Annotated in this window: 29 protein-coding genes; 28 read left to right on the forward strand and 1 reads right to left on the reverse strand. The window is 31.7% G+C overall.

The features are described 5' to 3' along the window. Positions 1-26 precede the first annotated feature (26 nt). The 8 genes from K6119_RS04135 to K6119_RS04170 all read left to right on the forward strand — a co-directional run bounded on the left by K6119_RS04135 (position 27) and on the right by K6119_RS04170 (position 6,634). The gene (locus K6119_RS04135; RefSeq protein WP_221835639.1) at positions 27-464 is read left to right on the forward strand and encodes a hypothetical protein; all 438 of its coding nucleotides are present in this window, start codon (positions 27-29) and stop codon (positions 462-464) included. Between the two features lie 139 nt (positions 465-603). Further along, positions 604-1,179, forward strand: coding sequence for a hypothetical protein (locus K6119_RS04140; RefSeq protein WP_237828092.1), 576 nt, complete (start codon positions 604-606; stop codon positions 1,177-1,179). 153 nt (positions 1,180-1,332) lie between these two features. Next, on the forward strand, positions 1,333-1,770 hold the full coding sequence (locus K6119_RS04145; RefSeq protein WP_221835647.1) for a hypothetical protein: 438 nt from the start codon (positions 1,333-1,335) through the stop codon (positions 1,768-1,770). 126 nt (positions 1,771-1,896) lie between these two features. Beyond that, positions 1,897-2,607 carry an SMI1/KNR4 family protein gene (locus K6119_RS04150; protein ID WP_221835649.1) on the forward strand — a complete coding sequence of 237 codons (711 nt, stop codon included), beginning with the start codon at positions 1,897-1,899 and terminating at the stop codon, positions 2,605-2,607. A gap of 143 nt (positions 2,608-2,750) precedes the next feature. Beyond that, positions 2,751-3,404 (forward strand): hypothetical protein, encoded by a 654-nt coding sequence (locus tag K6119_RS04155; protein ID WP_221835651.1) that lies wholly within the window; start codon positions 2,751-2,753, stop codon positions 3,402-3,404. A gap of 22 nt (positions 3,405-3,426) precedes the next feature. Then, positions 3,427-3,990 (forward strand): hypothetical protein, encoded by a 564-nt coding sequence (locus tag K6119_RS04160; protein WP_221835653.1) that lies wholly within the window; start codon positions 3,427-3,429, stop codon positions 3,988-3,990. Between the two features lie 139 nt (positions 3,991-4,129). Then, complete coding sequence (locus K6119_RS04165) at positions 4,130-4,387, forward strand: hypothetical protein (RefSeq protein WP_221835655.1); 258 nt, start codon at positions 4,130-4,132, stop codon at positions 4,385-4,387. A gap of 159 nt (positions 4,388-4,546) precedes the next feature. Continuing rightward, positions 4,547-6,634, forward strand: coding sequence for an acyltransferase family protein (locus K6119_RS04170; RefSeq protein ID WP_221835657.1), 2,088 nt, complete (start codon positions 4,547-4,549; stop codon positions 6,632-6,634). Positions 6,635-6,718: 84 nt separating this feature from the next. Here the strand turns inward: K6119_RS04170 and K6119_RS04175 are convergent, their stop codons facing one another. Beyond that, positions 6,719-7,315, reverse strand: coding sequence for a hypothetical protein (locus K6119_RS04175; protein ID WP_221835659.1), 597 nt, complete (start codon positions 7,313-7,315; stop codon positions 6,719-6,721). Positions 7,316-8,160: 845 nt separating this feature from the next. On the opposite strand from K6119_RS04175, the gene K6119_RS04180 reads away from it, so the two are divergent. From K6119_RS04180 to K6119_RS04275, 20 genes are all read left to right on the forward strand, one after another. After that, positions 8,161-8,703, forward strand: coding sequence for a DUF695 domain-containing protein (locus K6119_RS04180; RefSeq protein ID WP_221835661.1), 543 nt, complete (start codon positions 8,161-8,163; stop codon positions 8,701-8,703). Positions 8,704-8,860: 157 nt separating this feature from the next. Beyond that, positions 8,861-9,280, forward strand: coding sequence for a hypothetical protein (locus tag K6119_RS04185; RefSeq protein WP_221835663.1), 420 nt, complete (start codon positions 8,861-8,863; stop codon positions 9,278-9,280). A gap of 125 nt (positions 9,281-9,405) precedes the next feature. Continuing rightward, positions 9,406-9,798: a hypothetical protein gene (locus tag K6119_RS04190; protein ID WP_221835665.1), complete on the forward strand. Its 393-nt coding sequence runs from the start codon at positions 9,406-9,408 to the stop codon at positions 9,796-9,798. A gap of 87 nt (positions 9,799-9,885) precedes the next feature. Continuing rightward, positions 9,886-10,809: a hypothetical protein gene (locus tag K6119_RS04195; RefSeq protein ID WP_221835666.1), complete on the forward strand. Its 924-nt coding sequence runs from the start codon at positions 9,886-9,888 to the stop codon at positions 10,807-10,809. A gap of 98 nt (positions 10,810-10,907) precedes the next feature. Then, positions 10,908-11,861, forward strand: a complete 954-nt coding sequence (locus K6119_RS04200; protein WP_221835667.1) for a hypothetical protein — start codon at positions 10,908-10,910, stop codon at positions 11,859-11,861. A 108-nt stretch (positions 11,862-11,969) separates the two neighbouring features. Further along, positions 11,970-12,482 (forward strand): hypothetical protein, encoded by a 513-nt coding sequence (locus K6119_RS04205; protein WP_221835668.1) that lies wholly within the window; start codon positions 11,970-11,972, stop codon positions 12,480-12,482. An 83-nt stretch (positions 12,483-12,565) separates the two neighbouring features. Further along, positions 12,566-13,264, forward strand: coding sequence for a hypothetical protein (locus K6119_RS04210; protein WP_221835669.1), 699 nt, complete (start codon positions 12,566-12,568; stop codon positions 13,262-13,264). 142 nt (positions 13,265-13,406) lie between these two features. After that, complete coding sequence (locus K6119_RS04215; RefSeq protein WP_221835670.1) at positions 13,407-14,231, forward strand: hypothetical protein; 825 nt, start codon at positions 13,407-13,409, stop codon at positions 14,229-14,231. A 12-nt stretch (positions 14,232-14,243) separates the two neighbouring features. After that, the gene (locus K6119_RS04220) at positions 14,244-14,690 is read left to right on the forward strand and encodes a hypothetical protein (RefSeq protein WP_221835671.1); all 447 of its coding nucleotides are present in this window, start codon (positions 14,244-14,246) and stop codon (positions 14,688-14,690) included. A 113-nt stretch (positions 14,691-14,803) separates the two neighbouring features. Next, entirely contained in the window at positions 14,804-15,517 is a 714-nt protein-coding gene (locus tag K6119_RS04225) for a hypothetical protein (RefSeq protein WP_221835672.1), read from the forward strand. Positions 15,518-15,592: 75 nt separating this feature from the next. Next, positions 15,593-15,979 carry a hypothetical protein gene (locus K6119_RS04230; protein WP_221835674.1) on the forward strand — a complete coding sequence of 129 codons (387 nt, stop codon included), beginning with the start codon at positions 15,593-15,595 and terminating at the stop codon, positions 15,977-15,979. After that, positions 15,976-16,374: a hypothetical protein gene (locus tag K6119_RS04235; protein WP_221835676.1), complete on the forward strand. Its 399-nt coding sequence runs from the start codon at positions 15,976-15,978 to the stop codon at positions 16,372-16,374. The genes K6119_RS04230 and K6119_RS04235 overlap by 4 nt, the downstream gene beginning before the upstream one ends. A 55-nt stretch (positions 16,375-16,429) precedes the next feature. Continuing rightward, positions 16,430-16,945 carry a hypothetical protein gene (locus K6119_RS04240; RefSeq protein ID WP_221835679.1) on the forward strand — a complete coding sequence of 172 codons (516 nt, stop codon included), beginning with the start codon at positions 16,430-16,432 and terminating at the stop codon, positions 16,943-16,945. Positions 16,946-17,064: 119 nt separating this feature from the next. After that, positions 17,065-17,592 (forward strand): hypothetical protein, encoded by a 528-nt coding sequence (locus tag K6119_RS04245; protein ID WP_221835681.1) that lies wholly within the window; start codon positions 17,065-17,067, stop codon positions 17,590-17,592. Positions 17,593-17,626: 34 nt separating this feature from the next. Beyond that, positions 17,627-18,283: a hypothetical protein gene (locus tag K6119_RS04250; protein ID WP_221835683.1), complete on the forward strand. Its 657-nt coding sequence runs from the start codon at positions 17,627-17,629 to the stop codon at positions 18,281-18,283. Positions 18,284-18,376: 93 nt separating this feature from the next. Then, positions 18,377-18,640 carry a hypothetical protein gene (locus K6119_RS04255; protein ID WP_221835685.1) on the forward strand — a complete coding sequence of 88 codons (264 nt, stop codon included), beginning with the start codon at positions 18,377-18,379 and terminating at the stop codon, positions 18,638-18,640. 174 nt (positions 18,641-18,814) lie between these two features. Next, positions 18,815-19,615, forward strand: coding sequence for a hypothetical protein (locus tag K6119_RS04260; protein ID WP_221835687.1), 801 nt, complete (start codon positions 18,815-18,817; stop codon positions 19,613-19,615). Positions 19,616-19,658: 43 nt separating this feature from the next. Next, positions 19,659-20,300 carry a hypothetical protein gene (locus tag K6119_RS04265; RefSeq protein WP_221835689.1) on the forward strand — a complete coding sequence of 214 codons (642 nt, stop codon included), beginning with the start codon at positions 19,659-19,661 and terminating at the stop codon, positions 20,298-20,300. Positions 20,301-20,583: 283 nt separating this feature from the next. After that, positions 20,584-21,012 (forward strand): hypothetical protein, encoded by a 429-nt coding sequence (locus K6119_RS04270; protein WP_221835691.1) that lies wholly within the window; start codon positions 20,584-20,586, stop codon positions 21,010-21,012. 60 nt (positions 21,013-21,072) lie between these two features. Further along, the gene (locus K6119_RS04275; RefSeq protein WP_221835693.1) at positions 21,073-21,417 is read left to right on the forward strand and encodes a hypothetical protein; all 345 of its coding nucleotides are present in this window, start codon (positions 21,073-21,075) and stop codon (positions 21,415-21,417) included. Positions 21,418-21,436 lie beyond the last annotated feature (19 nt).

Below are 21,436 nucleotides of genomic sequence, written 5' to 3' on the forward strand. Positions count from 1 at the left end.
TTGCTTAAACGTTAACAAACATTGACTTGAATTACCTCTTATATTTAAATATAACTGAACCTAGACCAGACTTTAGATTGGTTTGTACTTGGGTGACTCAAGACTTAGAAAATGTTGACACTGAGGGTGACTCTCATAACCCAGCTTCTCGTGAATGGACAAATTTGTACTTGGCCGATAGAAAAAATAATGCTTGGTGTGGAGAAATAAACAAATCTTCTGATCCTATTAATATGTGGACAATCTCAGCATCTACACTCGAATTTGCAGCTTTCTTAGCTATCTTTCTAAAAGATGAGACAAATTGTGAAGTTTGGTTGGACTCAAATAAAAAGGAAGAATTAGATAGAAATGCTCTGATTAAATTGATTGAAAATTTTGATATAACGGAGTCAATTAATAGGACTGCAAATAGTATATGGAGAAAATCAACGCTAGTTGAACCATATCCCAACCTACTGTAAAAAACTGTACACAACACAACAATTAAAACGCATGTCCTACCCTTTCTTGCCACCACACAACAAGCTTTGCTTCCCTGAAGCTACACGAAAGCGAAGACCTAACTTTACTCAAACGTTCTGTGTAATTACGATTTAACAAATGACCCGAAAATTTAAATTCTTGATCGCAAATTCTTTAATCTGTTTTGTCTTATTCTCTTGTAATTTTGAAATTGATCAATCAGATGAAAATGGTTTAACTGATCTAGATTGGGAAGTCACAACTCCTAATCTAGATTCTCAAAAAGACAATATTATTTTTTCAAAAATCAATGATTTTCTGATCTCTGATTCTTCAGCCATTGTACAGAACTACTTTTTCCTCTGTGATACATCCCAAATTAAATCGTTTAGAGGATATAATGTTAAGCACAAGAACGAAAATATTTGGATTGGACTAGGAAAAGATAATGCTTCTGTGCGACCACTGCCGGATTCATATCCAGTTGAAGAAGGTCCAATTGGTGAATACAATATAGTGGATGATTCATTAGGACGCCTTCACAGTTATGTGTTAGAGTTTCAGTTCTCTGAAGAATATGAAATCGATTCAGTCTATGCTGTTTTGCGCTTTGCTCGAACCGAAAATGGAGTTAAGAAAGTCTCATATGTACGAGATATTCTAATTTCAGAGGACTATCTACTTGAAAAAAGAATACAAGAAAAAAACTGGTAGTAACACAACAGGTAAAACGCATGTCCTTACCTTTTTTGCCTACTCTCCCAAAAGCTGTCAGGATCATGTAATTCAACTACAATTTCATTTTCGTTGAACAAAGTAAATTGCTAATTTTAGCCAAACGTTATATGCAATTAGACAATTGCTTCAATGGGATATAATAAAGAAATTATATTAGTAAAGGATGTTGACCAGAAGGAATTCTCGGCATTAAACCTTATCAATCTTCTGGAAAAAGATAATTGGAAAGAGACTCTTTCAATTATCGATCGTGGACAGAAATTCAATTGGATCAATGCGAAAAGCAGTGCTGAATTTCATGAAATCTTAAAGTACAAAACTCACAATGATGAGTACATTGGATTCACCCTAAGGAATGAAATTAATGGAAGATATGTCACTGTAAACATGGACAAGACTTCTATTATTTTTACTCTTGATATCAACAGTAAAGAAGACGAAATGAAGTGGTTTAATTGGTATCATAATCATCTAATACCCAATCTTAAGGAAATAATAGCAAAAGTTGAATGGCGCACCAATTACGATAATGAAGTAATAAAATCAATAGAGAAAAACAGCATATAACATATTAGCTAAAGCTAATGTCCAACCCTTGTCTGGCACACTTCATGTCGCAATTCAACTACAATTTCATTTTCGTTGAACTAAGTAAATTACTAGCTTTAGGTAAATGTTATATGCTATTACGAAATGAATTTCTTTCATCATGCCATAACCCTATTTGCACTAAGCCAATTTCTTTTTGGTTGTAATAACAGTGACGCAGAAATGGCGGACTCAAATTTTGATTCACAATCTGAAGAAATGAATGCATCAGAATCTAACGAAATTGATCTATGGAATCGCATAGAGAATTGGACAAATGACAATGCTAAAGATGTTGACTTTGGACTAAATCCTGGAGCGACTGAAGAAGACTTCCAAAGTTTAGAGAATGTGATTCAAGCGGAACTACCTTCTGATTTTAAAGCATTTTATCGCATTCATAACGGACAATCTGAAGACATTTTCACTCAAGGTTTGGTTGACGGAGAAGTTTTACTTTCAACAAAACAAATTGAAGCTGAATGGAAAATATGGAATGATTTTATTGAAAATGATTCTGATGCTAGAAATACAAAATCCGACCCCCAACTTGGAATTAAATCTGATTGGTGGAACAAACTTTGGATTCCAATAACCTCGGCTGGGACAGGAGACTTCACCTGTATTGATTTGGATCCCGCTCCAGAGGGAAAAAGTGGTCAAATTATCCGAATGATACATGATGACACGTACAGAGAGCTATATTCTAGTTCATTTAGTGAATGGTTCAGAAGTTATGTTGAAGGACTTGAAGCAGGAGGGTATGTCTATTCTGATGACTGGGGAGGCATTGTCAGTAAGGAATATGTTGAATGAAAAACGACATTTAACATAATAGCTAAAGTTTTCGTCGGATATTTGCCCAGCGCTATTCAAGATGGCATTCTACTGCAGCTGCGTTTCCATATAACATGGTAAATATCTAACTTTACCCAAACGTTGGGTACAATTAAATTTAAATGAAACAACTTCTATTTATTGGTCTTTCTTTACTCTTCATTTCATGTAATGAAACAGAAAACATTAAGGAATATTACTATCAACTAGAGAACTTTGACGAACCTAAATATTATGTGTTCGAATATATTGGAAATCCCGAGGGGTCCCAGTACTGGAAAATAAAAACAAACAAAGAAAAAAAAGAACTCACCACTGAAGTATTTAATTCCAAGTTTGAAAAAGCCGAATTCTCAAAAGAGAAATTTGATGAATCAGGAGCTAAATTTATCGAATATAGTAGTTTCTCTAATGGTAGGAAAACTGAATCTAAAATCAATTCAAATAATGTATTTTTATGGGAACCTCATGAAGAGTACAATTATAGTATGACACTTTATGAGGATGGTATAGAGACGGAATTTAAAAAAGTTCGAGAATACATAGGCAAAGAAACGATCTTGGTATTAGGTAAGAAAACAGAGGCTATTAAATTTAAGGGGAGCTATACCTTTGACAACAGTTTTTATAAAGAACCTGTAAAATTTTGGCAGTATAGTTATTACACTAAAGATCATGCTTTTGTGAAATGGGAAAGACACTCGCCAAATGGGGAAATAATGATTATGGAACTAAAGGAAATCCTAACTGAAAACGAATGGAATAACCTTAAGTAAAATGTTATGTAGCATTAGACCTATGAAAACATTCACCTACATATTACTATTGCTTATTATAGCTACCGGAAGTTTGTCTCTTTCAAATTGTTCGAGCCCAAAAGAAGACAAGTTGATTCATAACTATTATGATTACTACAATAACAAAAACTATAAGGAGTTATCTAAATTGCTTTCTGACACTATTAAACTGTTTGATGAGGGTTATCTAGTTCTAGAAGGAAAAGAGAAGTTTCTCGACATTGTGAAATGGGGCGAAGTGTTTAACTCCAAGAACACCTTGATTTCTCTAGAAAATAAAGACGGAGCTTGGATAGCTACTGAAAAACAATCCAGCGACAGAATTAACTTCTTGTACGGACATGATTTAAAATCTGAGACAATATTCAGATTGTTTAAAAAGAAAATTGTTTCCATTGAATCCAATTTAATTGACTTCAATGCCGAAAAAGAGAATAAAAAAATGCATTTATTCATTGACTGGGTAAAGAATAACCACTCAGAATTAATGCAAAATATCTGGCAACTTAATTCTCAAGGAGCAAAGGACTTCAAGAAGGCAATGGAGCTTTACCAGAATAAATAGCGCTATATAACAGAGTAGCTAAACTACATATCCGGCGCTATTTAAGATGGCATTCTATTGCAGCTGGGCTTCCGTAGAACACGGTAAATGCCTAACTTTGCTTAAACGTTGAATAATTACAACCAAAACTCACCAAATTGTGAAAGGGCAATCTGAAATTAATTGGTATTTCATTAAAACGAAGGACAATCCTATTTCCAAATTAGGTTTTGGAGTTTCCGCTTGGTCAGAAGAAGATGCTCTTCAATTACTCAAACAAACCGTATTTAACGGAGAAGATATTCCCAAAATAATAGAAATTCAGACTATCAAATCACTAGATGAACTTGAACAAAATCATGTTCGTCCTAATATTGGATCACCAACACATAGAGGAGTTTGGTTTCCTAATTATTAAATAATTCAAAGTTACATCCTACACTAATCCAACAACTTAAAAATTCCAAACCTCCTATTTATTCAACTTAAAGCGAATTAGCATCTACATCTTTACAGAGAGATTTAATTTCATCCTCAAAAGGCTGCAATAATTGTGAGTATTAAATACTGAATTGTCATGAATAAAGTTAAAATTACTTTATTTAGAACTTTTACTAGTTTTATAAATTCAATTCTGATAAATGAAATTTTCATTTCACTAATAAAGAAAATGCAAGTAAACCCAAAGAAGCTTGATTACAGACCTGAAATTGATGGACTTAGAACTTTAGCGGTAATACCAGTTGTTTTATTTCATTTGGGCTATAAACAAGTAATAGGAGGATATTATGGTGTTGATGTATTCTTTGTTATATCTGGTTTTCTAATCACAAATATACTTGTCAATAAAGTCTTGAACAATAATTTTTCAATGTTCGAATTTTGGACTCGAAGAATTAAAAGGTTATTACCTGCCTTGTTAACTGTTGTTTTGTCTGTTTTAATATTTTCACCTTTAATTATATATAAATTAGATGTACAGCAAATTTCTTCAGATGTTTTTCCAACAATTTTCTCATTTTTCAATTTCCATGCGTATTTTGAATTCGGAAGTTATTGGGGAAGAGCTTCAGAAGAATCTTACTTTTTACATTCATGGTCCTTATCAGTAGAAGAACAATTCTATTTGCTTTATCCATTCTTTCTTTTCTTGGCATATAAGTTCTTTAAAAATTTTGCCATACCGATTTTATTAGTAACGCTTTTCAGTTTTATTTTTTTCTTTTATCAATTGAATATCAACAAAAATCTGGACTTCACTTTTTATATGCTTCCTACTAGGATGTGGGAATTATCTTTGGGAGGTTTAGGCTGTTTTATCACTACAAAAAAAATACCAACCTCATATTCTTCTTTAATATCTGCTATTGGAATTCTATTGATTTCGGCAGCCTATTTATATGGCAATAAACAAATTGATTATTGGGTTATCTTCCCGGTAATAGGAACTTTTATAGTATTGGTTTTTTGCTCGTCTGATGGTTTGGTAGGAAAAGTATTGTCAAGTAAGCCATTGGTACTAATTGGTAAAATGTCTTATTCAATTTATCTTTGGCATTGGGTGCTTATATCGCTAGTTGGAAGTCTTGCGTATAAATTTCAACATTTGAATTTTCATCTATTAAATGCTGTTACATTAGGCATCACACTGATCTTGTCTTTCTTGACTTATTTTTTAGTAGAAAACAAAACAAGAACTCATAAAAGCACCTTAAAAATAGTAGGGATAGGATTAATTATAATTTCATCATTTACAATATTTTATCAATCAGAATTATTCAACCCTTATTATCATAGCAAGTTCAATGGATATACCTCTTTTACCAAATACTATGATATTTCCCCTTCACAAGAAGAATTGAACGAATACATTGAAAAGGGAAAATTAGATTATGGTTTAATTATTCCTCAAAGATTAGAAATAAACAAAGATGCATATAGAAAGAATGGTATAATAACCAGTGAAAAAGACAAGTCCCCTGAAATTATGCTAATTGGAGATTCACATGGAGTAATGTGGGCAAAAGTAATAGACGAAATTGCAAATGATATAAACTTATCTCTTTCATGTTATACATCAAATGGAACAAATCCATTTTTCAATTTAAGAGATATTGAAAACCAAAATGAAACGAAGAATTTCACTAAACAGCAGAGAACGGACTACGCAAAATCGATTAAGAAGAATATAGAAGTATGGAAACCAAAACTTGTAATAATAGTTTGCCATTGGTTATGGATGGAAGACAAGAAAAAAGAACAATTTAATGAACTATTGACATTTTTGGAAGAAATGAATGCACAAGTTCTATTATTTACGCAACCTCCAAAACTAAATTTCATGGTAAATAAAAATGCAAGTCAATATATTTCTTACTTGGGATTTAAACCTATAGAAGGATACAATTTGATTGACGTTATTGGATTGAATGAAATAGAAGGTGCAAATGAATATGTATTCCAACTTCAAAGCAAATATTCAAATGTTTCAGTATTTGATATTTATTCAAATTTCATTCAAGACAATAAGGTGAAGGTATCATATAACAATGACATCTTGTATTTTGATGATGATCATTTAAGTTATCCAGCTACTTTAATTCTCAAAAAGGAAATCTCTGCGATAATTAAAGAAATAATTGATCAATCGGACATAAAACCATAAAGTTGATTGAACTCTCTTAATTTTCTTGAGCATTCTCAACAAACGTATAATTAAATTGTAGTTATTACTACGTTTTCATAAGAATTAAAGCGCATTAGCATCTACATCTTTACATAGAGATTTAATTTCATCCATTGACATTTCTTCTCTCAATTTAAAATCTACTTCCGAATCTTGAACAAACTTGCCATCATCTGTTTGAAAATAGATAGAAGGGACACCAACTTTGTCTTGTGTTTCTCTAAAATCAACCATAAATGCACGAATAGTAAGTAGCAAATCATCTTTTCCGTCACCATTAAAATCAGCTATTTTGTGCGGAAAATCCTGTTCATTTTTAGCCGAAATAAAACCATAGCCAGCAGGATGCGTTGGCAACACTCCTCTATTTACTGAACCGGTGTAAAGCGTTAAAACAGATTGTGGATGTGTTTCATCATCATAAAACTCAGCCGTTAACTGAAAAGTATGAGGCTCGCCCAGGTAGTTCATTTCAAACTCAATATCAGCTGTACCTTCAAATGCAGTAAGTAAAACGGTTGAATCAATCATCTCTGCTTCTACTACAACAGTATCTGTAATAGTTGTATCGGTGTCGGTTGCTTCTTCAGTATTATGCTCGGTAGATTCAGCACAAGCCACCATAAAAACAATACTGTATAATAAAAGTAATTTATTCATGCCCAATAATTTGAGAACAAAATATCAATAATCTTTTAAAAAGGTTTATTTAGTGTAAAAGTGTGTTTTAATTTGGTTGCGAGTAATATCTGGTAAAAACTTATAATGGTTGATAATGTAATTGGCCAGATTCACTTTTTGTACTTTCCATGTTCAAGTACTAACTTTACTCAATCGTTCTGAATTATTGAAATGTTAACACAAATTCTCAACTATATAAATCACTATTTAATAATTGGAATCCCCTCGACTATTCTAGTCGTTCTAATCATTAGTTGGGTTTGGAAAGATTTAAAATTGAAAATTTCATTCGGTCTTTTGAGATCATTTATTCTAACATATTCAATTTTAAATATCATTCTAATCTCAGTTAGTTTACTCAATTCAGATTCGGAGTATTTTAAATTTATGAGTAGGGCTACTGGACCATATTACTATACATTCATTTTAATGATATTTTGCAACACTTTTTTACCACTCATTCTATTGATAAAGAAGGTTTACAATAAAAAGCTTGTACTGCTCCTTGTCGGAATACTAATTAATATAGGTAATTACATGGAAACTTTTGTCATTATAATTACGAGCTATCACTCAAATGGCACAGTTTATTTACCAATAAAGATTTTTTATCTTCTCGGACTTGGTGGGATTACCGGACTATTGATAGTTGGAGCGGAGCAAACCTATTATCGCCTATTGAATAAAAACGAAGCATAACATAATAGCTAAAGGCAATGTCCGCCTTTGGATGGTACACTTTTCATTGAATAAATTACTAGCTTTAGACAAACGTTGTTCGTGATTATAAGATGACTTTAAATTCAATAAAATTTGCATTCCTTTTGAACATTATTTCATTACTAATATTGTCATGTAATGATAATAACGCATCAAATCAGACTTCGAATTTTGTCGAAACTGATAGTACAAATAATATTACTTCAGACAATATGGATATGCACAATATGACTTGGTACACGGCGAATTTTGAATACGAAGGGTTGCCATTATTCGTCAGAAAACCAGGATTTGAAAACATCTATGAATTCGAATCAAAATTCCCATTTCTGTTTTTTGTAAGCCATCAACTTGATAGTGTTATGGAAAATGGATTACCTACTGCAGATTACAATTTGACTTTAATGAAATTTGATTCTTTTATGACTGATCTATTTTCAACTGGAATTGAAGGAATACCAGTATTAAAAGAAACTTACAATGGAGAAAGAAACTACTGGTATTATGTTGATTCGGACAAGTATACTGATCAGAAGAAACAATTTATACAAGAAAATTTTCCCAATCTTAAAATTCAAGTAAATTGCGCGCTTGATGAGAAATGGGGATTCATACGAGAGTATCCGTTTGATCTATACCCAGGGTAGAAAACGACGCACAACATAGTAGGTAAAACACTTGTCTTACCCTTTTTTAGCTACACTCCCAAAAACAGTAAGGACACAATTCAACTACAATTTCATTTTCGTTGAACAAAGTAAATTGCTAGCTTTAGACAAACGTTGGGTTTAATCTGACAGTTCAATGAAAAAGTTTGTAATTATATGTCTAATAATGGTTCCATTTGTCGGGTACTGCGATACTCTCGACTATTGGACCGTGCATTTAAATAGCAAATTACTTGGGCAATACAACGAATTGTCAAATGATAACGAAATAGTTCTAAAAAGTGATTCAATTTTAGAAACCGATACAATTTTTATCACTTATGGAAATGATCATCCCTGTGTAAAATGCGAATACTATTTTGCAGTAAAGGACTCTTTAGACGGCATTAAAATACATGTTGAAAGAAAACATCAAATACCAGCGAGAACATCATATCCTCTAAAAAAACTAAAGAATTTTCATGGACAAAAAGAATTCCTTTTCTTTCTTTATGAAGACGATTGGACTGGAGATCACAACATTTATACAGTTCTGTTCAGACTCAAAATTGAGTAGCACAGAAATTTTGATCGCTAACTGGTAATAGAGATCGCATCACAATATATTAGTTGAAGAAAGTATCCTCCCCTTTGTAAAAGCTCTATGGACAGAATAAATTACTAGTTTTAGTCAAACGTATTATGCAATTGCGATTACCCATAATTATCGGATTAATTATCAACTTGAACAGTCAGGCTCAAGTTAATATTGAGTTAATCAATGGAACTTGGACTTTCACTGATGACAACGATTCTACATGGATTAATTTCGAATTGGACACCCTTTGGATGATTCAATATCCTGGAATTTGTGATTCTACTTTGTCGGAATATGCAGGTTACTATACCGCAAATTACCATCCATTTGGAACTGTAAAGTTTCAGTTCACAATTTGTGACTACGATCAAGTGACCTATATCTCAATGAGTAATGGCTGTATTAAAAGTACAGGAGAAATTCAGTCTATCTCTCAGAAAAAGCTTGAGATCAGTTGGGATGGAAAAGTCACAACTTATTATCGTAAAGAGGAATAAGAAAACTGTTGTTAACACCCAACCGTAGGCTGACACAGTTTTCATAGAATTAATTGCTAGTTTTATCCATACGTTAAACGCTTTAAGTTGAGACTTATACTGAACATATACTTTATCTTTTTCACAATTTCCGCACTAGGACAAATTTGGGACTATCCTCCTTCATCATATACTGAACAAAACGTTTTGAAGGGAAATTATATCTCCGTTAGAAAAATTGAAACGTACAAATCCGAAATAAGGAACGGAAAAGAAACAGGAATTAAACAACTTGAATATTTTAAAGAATATGATGTTCAAGGAAATCTCATTCTTGAAGTTATTGACTCTGGAGATTCAACTGTATATGGAAATTACAATTCTGGTTTTTGGGGTTTCAAAAAAATGGCAAATCAAGACACAATTTTTCAGAATGTAATTTTTGATTTGAATGGGAAAGTTATTTATCACAGTACTTACAACCCTAATATTGCAGATGATTCCTTAATTACTACTTCAAAATATGATGATAAAGGCAAGATATTATCTCGAAATTCTAATGGATCAAAATTTACTTGGAATTATAACAACGGTAATGATAGTATTATAAAAGAATTCCCACCGGTCCTTCAGAGTTGGGAATATATTGATCAAAAGATTATAAATTACTCTAAGTATGAAAACAACACTTTGGTAGAGTCAAGAACTTTCTCATATAATCATGACACAATATCCTATATCACAACTTTTTATTCTAATGGAAAGCCATATCCAATAAGTGACACAACAATTGGAGTTGTCAATAGTAATAATGAAGTATTGCATGTCATGTCCTACACAGATGGAGAAAAAGATCCTTATGAATTGAAATCCACATATAACGAAAAAGGGGAATTGTTAATCCTCCAGCACGGATGTAAAAAGTTTCTTTATGAATATAACAAAGAGGGTCGTTTAATCAAAATCGAAAGTTATAATTGTGAAGGTGAATTATTTAATGTAGTGCTAAAAGAATACTATTTAGAAAAATGAACTAATCTCAATAGTTAAATTTCATGACTGGTATTTGGCCAGCAATTCCTTTCAACGAATAAATTGTTAGTTTTAGTTAAACATTGTGCTTCATCTGAATGAGCCTGAAAGAAAATATAATATTCATAGAAAATGGAAATTATTCTAACATCAAGGATGCGCTAAAACAGTGGATTGAACTTTATCAAGAAAAATTAGATTCTAACCTAAAATTTAAACTGTTCAAATATGAGGAAAATTATACGGTAATTGAACTGAATACGGAAATTGAAAACGAGCTTTTTAATTATTTAATAAACTACCTCACTTATCCTGAAAAGAATAAAAACAATGTCTTAGTAAAAGGATTTACTATAATAAAAGATAAGAAGATCTTCCCAGAAAACTTATTAAATAAATCTGTTCAAATTTCAGTACCGAAAAATGACAAAGATTTTGACAAAGTAATTGGAGTTGTAAAATCAGGGGAGACATACAAAATAGATTTCGGAGGGAACACTGCTTTAGTAAATAATGAAATAATATATTCTAAACCAGCAATCGAATATAAAAACTGTGCCTCTGAGATTATTGAAATTGATAAAAAAAGTGTCAAAGAAAAACAGAATAACAATAAACTAAAGAAGTTTAATTTTCGATTTTTAATAATTACTTCCTGTTTTATAGCAGGAAACTTAATTGCCGGTTATTTAACTTATAAAACGGAGAACTTTGTAACCCTTGTTAAAATATCATCCTTCGGTTTATTTATTTGGACAATGCTTGAATATGAGTTATTAAGATTAAATAGTGCTTATTTGAAATTACTTTCATTGTCTATTATTTTTAGTTTGTTAGGGTATTATTTATCAGTTGAAAATTCAAATGACACATGGTTTAAGTCGACTAAATTGAGTCTGTGTTTTCTAATTTTATATAAAATATTAAGATCGCTATATCTGGCAATTTATAAGAGAGAGCCTGATTTTGGTAACAATACAAATCTAATTGCTGACAGAATTTATTCCTTTATATTATTAGTAGGAACTTTATTGACTAGTTTATTATTGTAGCAAGGCCGCATAACATAAAACGTATAGAATCCTTCCGCTACTTGACCGGTACACTTATCAAAGAATAAATTGTTAGTTTTAGTAAAACGATAAGAGCAATTAGTTGCAATGACACACACCAAAAAAATTAAATGGAGTATTGATCTTGAATCCGAAAACTTTAAACTAGATTCAGATTACATTTTCTGTTTTAGTCACAATGACGGTTTTAGTGAAAAACTGATCTCAATTGACTTATCCATTGCTAAAAATTTTCAGTTCGAGCTTGAGGTTTCTGATTTTGACAACATACCTGCCTACTCCAATAAACCTTTCTTTGCAAGGCTTGAAGGAACAATTCCAACTCAATTAAAAGAGTTAATTGAAAAAGTAATCCTAATAAGAGATTTCAAACAATTTGAAATCTTCAACCCTTTGCATCCCGGAGCAACTGACCAAGGATATCAGCTTTTCTTAATTAACCGAACTGGACAAACCAGGCATGTTTACCTACCTATCGAAGAACTTAACTTGAATACTTTGGAAGCAAACAAAGACCAAATGTTAATTCAAGAATTACATCATCACATTAACATTTGGACAAAAAGAATGTACCAGTTACTTAAAGAAAATTGTAGCTGATATCCGGTAATTAACCTCCACTCTTTTCAAATAATAAATTGCTAGCTTTAGTTAAACGTTGTGGGTTATTACAATTTGACCTTATGAACACCCAAAAGCACATTGTTCGATTATTAATTTGGTTTAAAAACCCAGATGATTCTCTTTATGAATTGACTAGATTGTTTGTACCCGTTTCTATGTTAATGAACAGACTACTAAATGAATTATATTCAGGAAAAAAGATCAAGTTTCTCAATATCAATTTAAGGACAGCTGATTCATTTGAAAAAATTGAAAATGCATCAATCGACTACGTTCATAGCTATGGAGGCCATATAAGTATTGACTCTATTCTTCCTTTAGACAAATTCAATTCTTTGAGTTATACAGAGCAACTTTACTTTGTTTGGGATCTTGCCAAAGAAGCTATATTGAAAATTTCTACTGATTTAAAGAATAATGATTTATCAGATGCAGTGCAAAAGGCTTATCAAAAAGGACTTGATCAAAATATAGATTTGGATTTTGACCTTATTGTTGAAGAATTTCAGATTGGCAATCATACGTTTGTAGCTTCTTTAAAAATGGAATTTGATAAGAATATTGTTCATGCTCACTATAAGATTGTGTCAGACTCAAAATCAATTTTTAATCAAATTATTGACTCTACAACCTGTGATACTGAGTTCTTTTATGAAATGTTCAAATCAATAGTAACAGAAGGAAATCATATAGTACTCAAAGGCCATGAAGAAGTAGATTACTTACCATTATATGTAGAGATAGAAAACCAAACATAGTACAATAAGTAAAGATAAACATCCGATCTTTTTTGCCAATTCTCCAAAAAAAGCTGTTGAGATACACGCAATTCAACTACAATTTCATTTTCTTGAACAAAGTAAATTGTTAGATTTACTCAAAAGTTAGGGTCAACTAAAAATGAATCTGTTTAAGAAAAATATTGGCAAAAACAGACTTTTAAAGTTATACAAAGCGGTTTCCCAATCAGATGCAGAAGCCTTCGACACAAGAAGCTTGATTCATTTTTTGCTTAACGAGTTTGACCAATTACATCTGAATCTGGAACATTTTTATGTCACTGGACCTTACCCAAATAATGGATGGAAAACCAAGAAAGGGTTTCTAGATGGACTAAATAAGAAAGATTTTAAAAATGTCCACCATTTAATGATTTCAGATTCAGATGAATTAATGAGATTGAACTTTCGAAATTGGTCTCATAATAGGACTATTAAAATTGATTCTGATTCAATTGTAATCGAATTAATGTTTGACGAAAATACAATTACCGATAAAGGATTGGTATCATTAGGAAAAAGACTATTTGAAGTACTTAGTTTTGAATATGGCTACATCTTTTCCCAGTCAAAAATTTTCTCAATTTCTGAAGGAAAAATTAAAAATGGAATCTTCTTTTATTCCGAAAAAGAAAACGCTGAATATCAAAAATGGTCAAAATATAGTGCAGCCACAAAATTTGGTTTTATAAGGAATGTTTACAAGCTAAATTTTCTTTCACCTAACCACCTGGAAAATGAGGATTTAAATAAGGTGGTGAAAAGTATTGGTCAATTGAATACTTATGATCACTTCTCAATTTGGACTCTTACGGATAGTGAAGTTGAGCAAGCATTGAAACTATTAAACTTATCTTCAGTTCTTGTGAAAAATGAATCATTTAATGACACAGAAATTTGTCAAAAAATTGATGATGAAATAAAAAAAATATATACAACATTATAAACATTTGAAACAGTGAGTAAAACGAACATAATCTTATTGTTATCCATAGCAGGTATGTTCGTTATTTCTGGTTTTCTAATTTTGCTGGGATTCTATCCAAGAGGTACTTACGAGACAGAAAAAGACCAGATTAAAATCAAAGTTTCGATTACTGAAAATACTTATGGCTTTGTAGATACTGAATTCACAAAAAAGGTTACTCTCGAAGACGGACCTGAAAAATACAAATTTGATTTTTGGTCAGTAGAATTGAAATTCAGCTTAATAAAAAGAGAAAAAGACGGAAAGAAATTCTGGATTATTGATGACTACATGCGTGGAGTTGCTAAAGTTCAAGACGGAACAATAGAAAATTTCAGTTGTTCGGACTGTTCTTCAAATGAATCTCTTCAAGGTAACGACTTAACAACTTTCACCTTTGACCAATTTAAGTGGAATTACATAGAAAATGATTTATAAGGTATTAGGCGACATTTTCCATTCACACGTACCATGTTCAAGTACTAGCTTTACTCAATCGTTTGTAAGCATTAACATTTAAAATTTGGATTGATTTTTGTGATCAGACAGTTATGCTCAGAATCATTTTTTTTCCATTTATATTTCTCTACTCGTTGAATAGCTTCTGCCAATTAAATGATTGTGAAGAAATTTTTGATTTATACAATGTAGATTCAGCTCTTTACGCCAATTTATATTCACCATCATATTGTGAAGGTGTGATTGAATCTTATAACAAATCCATCCCTACATATTTAATTCCTGAATCAAATATTTGCACTTATTGGGCATTAGAGAAAAATGGTATCAAGATCGTTGAAAATGATTTAGACATTGCTCCCTTGGAATTTCATGAACAAACTACCGGCTTTAACTTTACAACCAAGTTGAGAGTAAAAAATGATCTTAATTTAGATTTTGATTCCCTTTGTAAAATTGACACTTCATGGATAGAATTGGAGGATTATGAATTCGCAAAGCTTTTGATTGAATGCTTTGACTTCACAAAAAATGACTCCGGAAAAACTATAATGTATCTTAACAAAGATAAAGTCACAAAATCATCTTTTAAAACCATGAATGGAACCGAGTTTACAATTAAACGGACAAAGGAACGCTTTCAATATGTAGATTTAATAGCTGGAATTGAACTAACAGAAGTTGATTTGCAGAATGGAATAATTTACCTTGAATTCCACTTTGAGAACTATACGAACCCAAACAATGTTTGTTTATTGCGATACACAGGATATTCGGTTCCAATAAGGGTGGAATATGCTCCCTGATATAATCGCTAAACCTCACTTCTCCTTTCAACGAATAAATTGTTAGATTTAGCCTTAGGTTATAAACCATTAAATATGAAGATCCTCGTTTATTCGTTGCTAATAATTACTAATTCCTATGCATTCAGTCAAGACCTCAATTGTTCTAGATTTAAGAATGGAAAATTTAGATATGAAGATGAAAAAGCGGGAGTAACAATCATAGAAAGAAAAGGATCTAATCAAATAGAATATGGCAGCCATGCCGGACTTAAAATTGAATTCAAAGTAAAATGGCTTGACGATTGCACCTATACGTTAAAAGTTAAAAAAGTTATTGAGAACCCTATGAATATTACTATTTCCAATGACTTGATTCTAACTGTGGAAATAATTGAAACAAAAGATAATTCATACGTACAAAAAACGTCTTCAAATCTATGGGAAACTGTGGTTAAAGGGGAACTATTTATCATTGAATGAAAACATGGGAATCATTTATAGCGATACTAGCATTTGTGCTTTCCACTATTCTCATGTTTTTCACAATACTTCTCTCAGTAGTTTTGATTCCACAATTGAAACCTGAGTTAGTTGAAATAATGATACTCCTTTCCTTTTTGCTTGAAATTGCAGGATACATAGGATTAATTATGGTGCTTAAAGGAAAAGTAAATGAGAAACCAAAAAGAGTTCTGTTCCTTCTTCTATGTGGAATTTTATCTTTTTTGCTATTCACCAGCATTGTGGGAGGAAAAACAACATGGACATGGGTCTTAACTCTTCAAGAACCCTTTGAATGGTTTCTTATTTTATGGCCTACTCTGGTTTCTGCTTACTTTGTTGTTAAAGCAATTAGAGTGTTAAACTCTGCATAAAAAGTGAGATTTTTGTGTTGAAGTACTAATTTTAACCAACCACCATCAACCATAAATGAAACTTCTCACCACAATATTTACTGTATTATCTCTTAGTTTATCTTTTTCACAAAATGAATTTGAGGATACCGTCAATTCTAAAGTATTGATGATAGAAAATTTAAACCTAAGTTCGGATACGATCTTTTGGGAGGAGCTGTCTGATCATATGCCGGCCCTTGATGGTGGAGCTGAGCTGATAATCTACTACACATCTGAATTCAAAAAAATTAAAATTCAATTGGGGCTTTCTAATGGAATAAGAACGATTACCTTATTTCTTGAAAATAGCGTTCCCATAAAGTTTATTGACATTGAAGAACGCTTTGTATTTGATCAGGAAAAATCAGAACTTAATTACACAAAAACAGATACTATTTCTAATTGTGAAGGATACATTTTAAGTTGGGAAAATGGTTCTTCAAAAACCACTTGTACCAGCATAAAACGACAAGAAACTTTATTGTATCAAACTGAAGATTATTACTACATCCTGGAGCTGGCTAAAATCTTCAAACCTAAATTCAAGTAAAAAAGGTTTAAAGCGGAATAACTATAGGCGAATTAAATAATTCGCATTTTTCGCAAATCCACATTGGTAAGCGCTAAATTCAATTATTAAAATGCTGGAGATGAAACGAAATTTGTTTCATGAAGAAGATTTTAATTTTTATTGCATTGGTATCAAGTTTTGGAACAACCTACTCGCAAGAGAAGTCTAAATTGAAAGACCATCTCTTTATGTATGAACTAAATTCAGTTTACCATTACATTCAAGGCACCTGTTCATGGTCACCATCAAACATGCTTTACGGCTTACAATACAAAAGGATAAGGGCATCAACTGAAGCCGGAATCTTTTCATTTTTTACAGGATATACCGGAGCACTGAATTATACAAAATTGAATAACAACAATTTTCTAAACTCCAGTCTTGAATTTCACTTCAGATCATATCCACTTACAGCACTCATTCGTTTTGGCGCCGGACTTGACTTTAGTACTGATTTCAACAAATCTAATTACCTCTCCTTTTATCCATCCATAGCATTTGACATTGGTCTGGTAGAAGTTTCTTACTCCTATCTCATTAACACTCATAGTAAAACAACATTTTCTGATCACAGAATAAAGCTTTCATTCGGGCCTTGGGTAAAATCTAAAAAGGATAATAGATAAATTGCTAGATTTAGCTAAACCCAAAATACCATTGATGAACATCAGATTAACTTTTTATTTTCTAATTGTACTGTTGCCTTCCTGCGGAAGTAAAGAATCAAAATGCGAATGCCCTAAGTGTCCTGAAAAAGAAACACATTCTCCACCGGTTTGTAGACCTGAAGGTTTTAGTGATTCAAGTTCAGTAATTTTAAATTTCTTTATCGACACTAATTATATTGCAGGTATTAATTCTGACACGCTTAAACCGGCAATCAACTTACCATTTATCACCAGTGAAGATCAGGGTCATGAAGGCTATCCTTTCATTCTTGGCCATTTAGATTATTTTGTACTTGATTCATTTATAATGTCTGATGAGCTGGTAATTAAATTAATATATGCTGAAATTCCAAAAGATACCATCCAAGACGAAATTGACTACTATCGAATCATTCATTTAATGAGTTACGACTCAAAAGGTAATTTTACAACAAAGGAAACCATTTGTAAACGGTACATAAGAGGAGAATATTATTCATCAGTTTTAACTGAATTTGATAAAAACGATATTACAATATCCAAACACGAACAGTGGAAATCTGCAAGTGGTCGTTTGTATAGTGAATGGTCGGATAATTACTATGTATTAACATATCAAGGCTACTTAAAAGAATGGGCCAAATCTCAAAGACATTGGTGCAAAGATTAGAAAAGTAAATCCTACTTAAAAAGTTCGAGATTTGGAATCCAGTACTAATTTTAACCAACCCTCTGACTCTAATTAATCTTACATTACAATAAGATGAGGACATTAAAAATATTATTGATAGCCGGATTAATCTCTTTAGTAGTTGGAATAATTTCCATCATTGTTTCTTATAACATCCTGATAAAATTGTACCCCTCAACATACACTTTAGAAAATGGAGAGGTAGTCAATGGAATGCCAATGGGACAACTCTTCACTAGTATCATTATTGGGGTGATATTATTTGCAAGCGTAATGATTGTCCTATCCTATATCTTAGATAAAAGAATGTTTCAAGGTGAGAAAAAACACCTTTAACCTCATACCAAACAAAATGGTAGGGATGTTTTCACACTACATAACTTCTTGACAACGTTTATGGAAATGAATGGAGTTGAAAGTTTCCCTTAATACATTGGCAATAGCTGACCATTTGTTTAGTTATTGCTTAAGTACTAACTTTACTAAAGTAGTTTCCCAAAACTTGATTGAATGAAATCTTTGATTTTTATTTTACTTCTATTACTACCTGCATTAACTTTTGGTCATAATTCTCGGAATTTCACCAAGTTTGATTTTTCAAAAATCTATACAGTAGGTAAAAATTTCCATTTCACCTATTCAGTGATAAAGGATAAACTGGAATACAAAATCGTTCCTAAAAAGCCTGAAGGAACAGGAATGAATGTACGTTCGAGAAGTGAATATGAAGAATATTTACTACCAATAACAACGGATACAATCTTCCTGGATACATTGATTCTTTCTGTTCAAGAACTACGAGTTAAAAAAGGCAAAAAATTTAAATCTGTTGGCTCAAGAATTTGGTTTGTGGGTGAAAACAATCAAAGAGAATTTGGCATTGCGCAACTGGTAAATTCAAAGGACTTTCTTAAAATTTTTCCTTTTGAAGAAACCTGGTATGAATCCGGCTTTATGAATACTATTCAGGCTAACCCTGCGCTAATGATGACAAATTTTCCTGAAAGAGATACAAGTTGGACAGACGCATTCTCCATTTCTCAAAAATATTCAAACGACAAATGGCAAACATGGACAGACAGCTTGAATGTTAAGTCAAGGTATAACATAATTGGTAAAGACTCCATTTCAACCGCTTTGGGTAAAGTTGATACTTGGAAAATTTCTGCGACTGCCGAGTCTAAAATTGGACGTTCTAGTTTAGAATCATACTTTTCAATTAAATACGGTTTTGTCAGAATAAACTACACTCTTGTTGATGGCACCCAATTGAATTTGGAATTGGTAAGTGTGGAGGAAAAGGAAAAGTAGTGAGAATGGATAATTATTAAATTTAGAAGAACTTTTATTAAAGATGGGCAACTACTCTATTCAAGCGGAAGATTTTGTAAAAACCAATTATGGTCCAGAATTTAGTATTGTGAAAAGTAGTATTCAAGACTTACCGGACCTGTTTTGTTTTACATTTCAATCTGTCCAATATTTAGAATCCAGGAATTTGGAAGATCTGGCTGTAGGATCAGGTTATAACTTTATACAAAAATCAAACAATAGAGTTTTTAGTTATGGATCCGGGCATGGTTTTGATGAAGCTCTTGACATTACCAGAGCAAAGATTAGGCAAGAAGAATATATCAATGATATTATTCCTGAATTTGATATTCAAAAACACTATAATTTAAGAATTCTAAAAGTTCATAAAAACCAAATGCTATTAGACGTCTTGCTGAAATACAAGTTGACGTATGTAGTTCCTGATGTAGTTGGAAACACCATATATAGGGTTCTAAAAACTTATAAAAAGAATCTCTTAACTGAAAAATTATCCAACACGCCTGTTACATTTCATGGAATAAACCAAAATGTACTTCCTGAAATGATAATTGCCATTTCAACTAATTCATCCTGCGAATTTGAAATAGTTGAATATGCAGATAGAAATTTTGTAAATTATTTGGACAAAGCAACAGATGAAGATTTAGCCACTATTTGGTGAGTTTGAAGGAGAAATTTTCAATTGCTAAAAGTACTTAACAAACTATATAATTGACCTCACCCACAGCAAATGAAGCGTTTAATTGAAATCGGTTTTATTTTTCTTCTCCTACTTTCTTGTCGGTCGCGTAAAGATTGGAATCAGTTGGATTATAGAAACTCCCTTAGCTATTTGGACAGTGTAGAACAAGACTCCACAATATTTGGTTATTACGGTAACCCAATGATAAAATTCTTGAATTTTGATTAGCATGCGGATCATTTTAGTAGTTATAATTCTTAATATGATTAGTAGTTGTGCAGGAGAAAACCAGCAAACTATATCAGATGAAAATGAAACTGAAAGTAAACTATGTCTCCATGACTCTCTCAAACAAAGATTAAGTTTTAGCTATACTGTTTATGAAGAATACAACCATGATAATCTGTCTTTATTTAAACCTAAAATGGAGACATTGCGCACTCAAGATTCAATTATATTGACAATATCATATATTGAGTCTGGATCTCCTACTTTAGAAGGGGGATTTGAATTAGATAAAAACACTTTAGTTCTTACCTTACTTGATATTTACCCAGAAGTAAGTTGCAGCTGTGAAGAATTTTACGTTTCAGTTTTCAAGATACCTGAAAAAGACATATCCTTCGACACAGTAGTTTTGAAAAGAATCTATAACAATAGAATAATAAGGGATACTTTATTGAATAACTAAGAAAAAATCGATTTAATGCAATTCGAATTTATAAATACGAAACGGGGTAAACTGAATTTATTGATTATAATATTACCACTATTACTCATTTTTAGCTGTCGCAGAAATAGAGAAGAGCTTGAACATTTAAAAACTGATGAAATTGTGGATGGTATCTTTATTGAATTGTATGTTGATAATTCGGGAGGAGCATTTGCCAGTTCAACATATTATTATTATTTAACTGATTCTAACAATTTCAGAAAATTCATGTCTATTAGAGATGATGATAATGGTGTATATATTAACACTGCATCAAACGGAGTTTTTTTGAATATTTATTATTCCCGGATGCGCGGCAATTTAAAGGATTCAACCTTTTATGATGTTGAGAAACTCAAGAAAGAAAATGAATTTGACGACTGAAAACTAAAAAACAACTCAC

This window comes from Paracrocinitomix mangrovi (assembly GCF_019740355.2).
GTDB classification, from domain to species: domain Bacteria; phylum Bacteroidota; class Bacteroidia; order Flavobacteriales_D; family Crocinitomicaceae; genus Paracrocinitomix; species Paracrocinitomix mangrovi.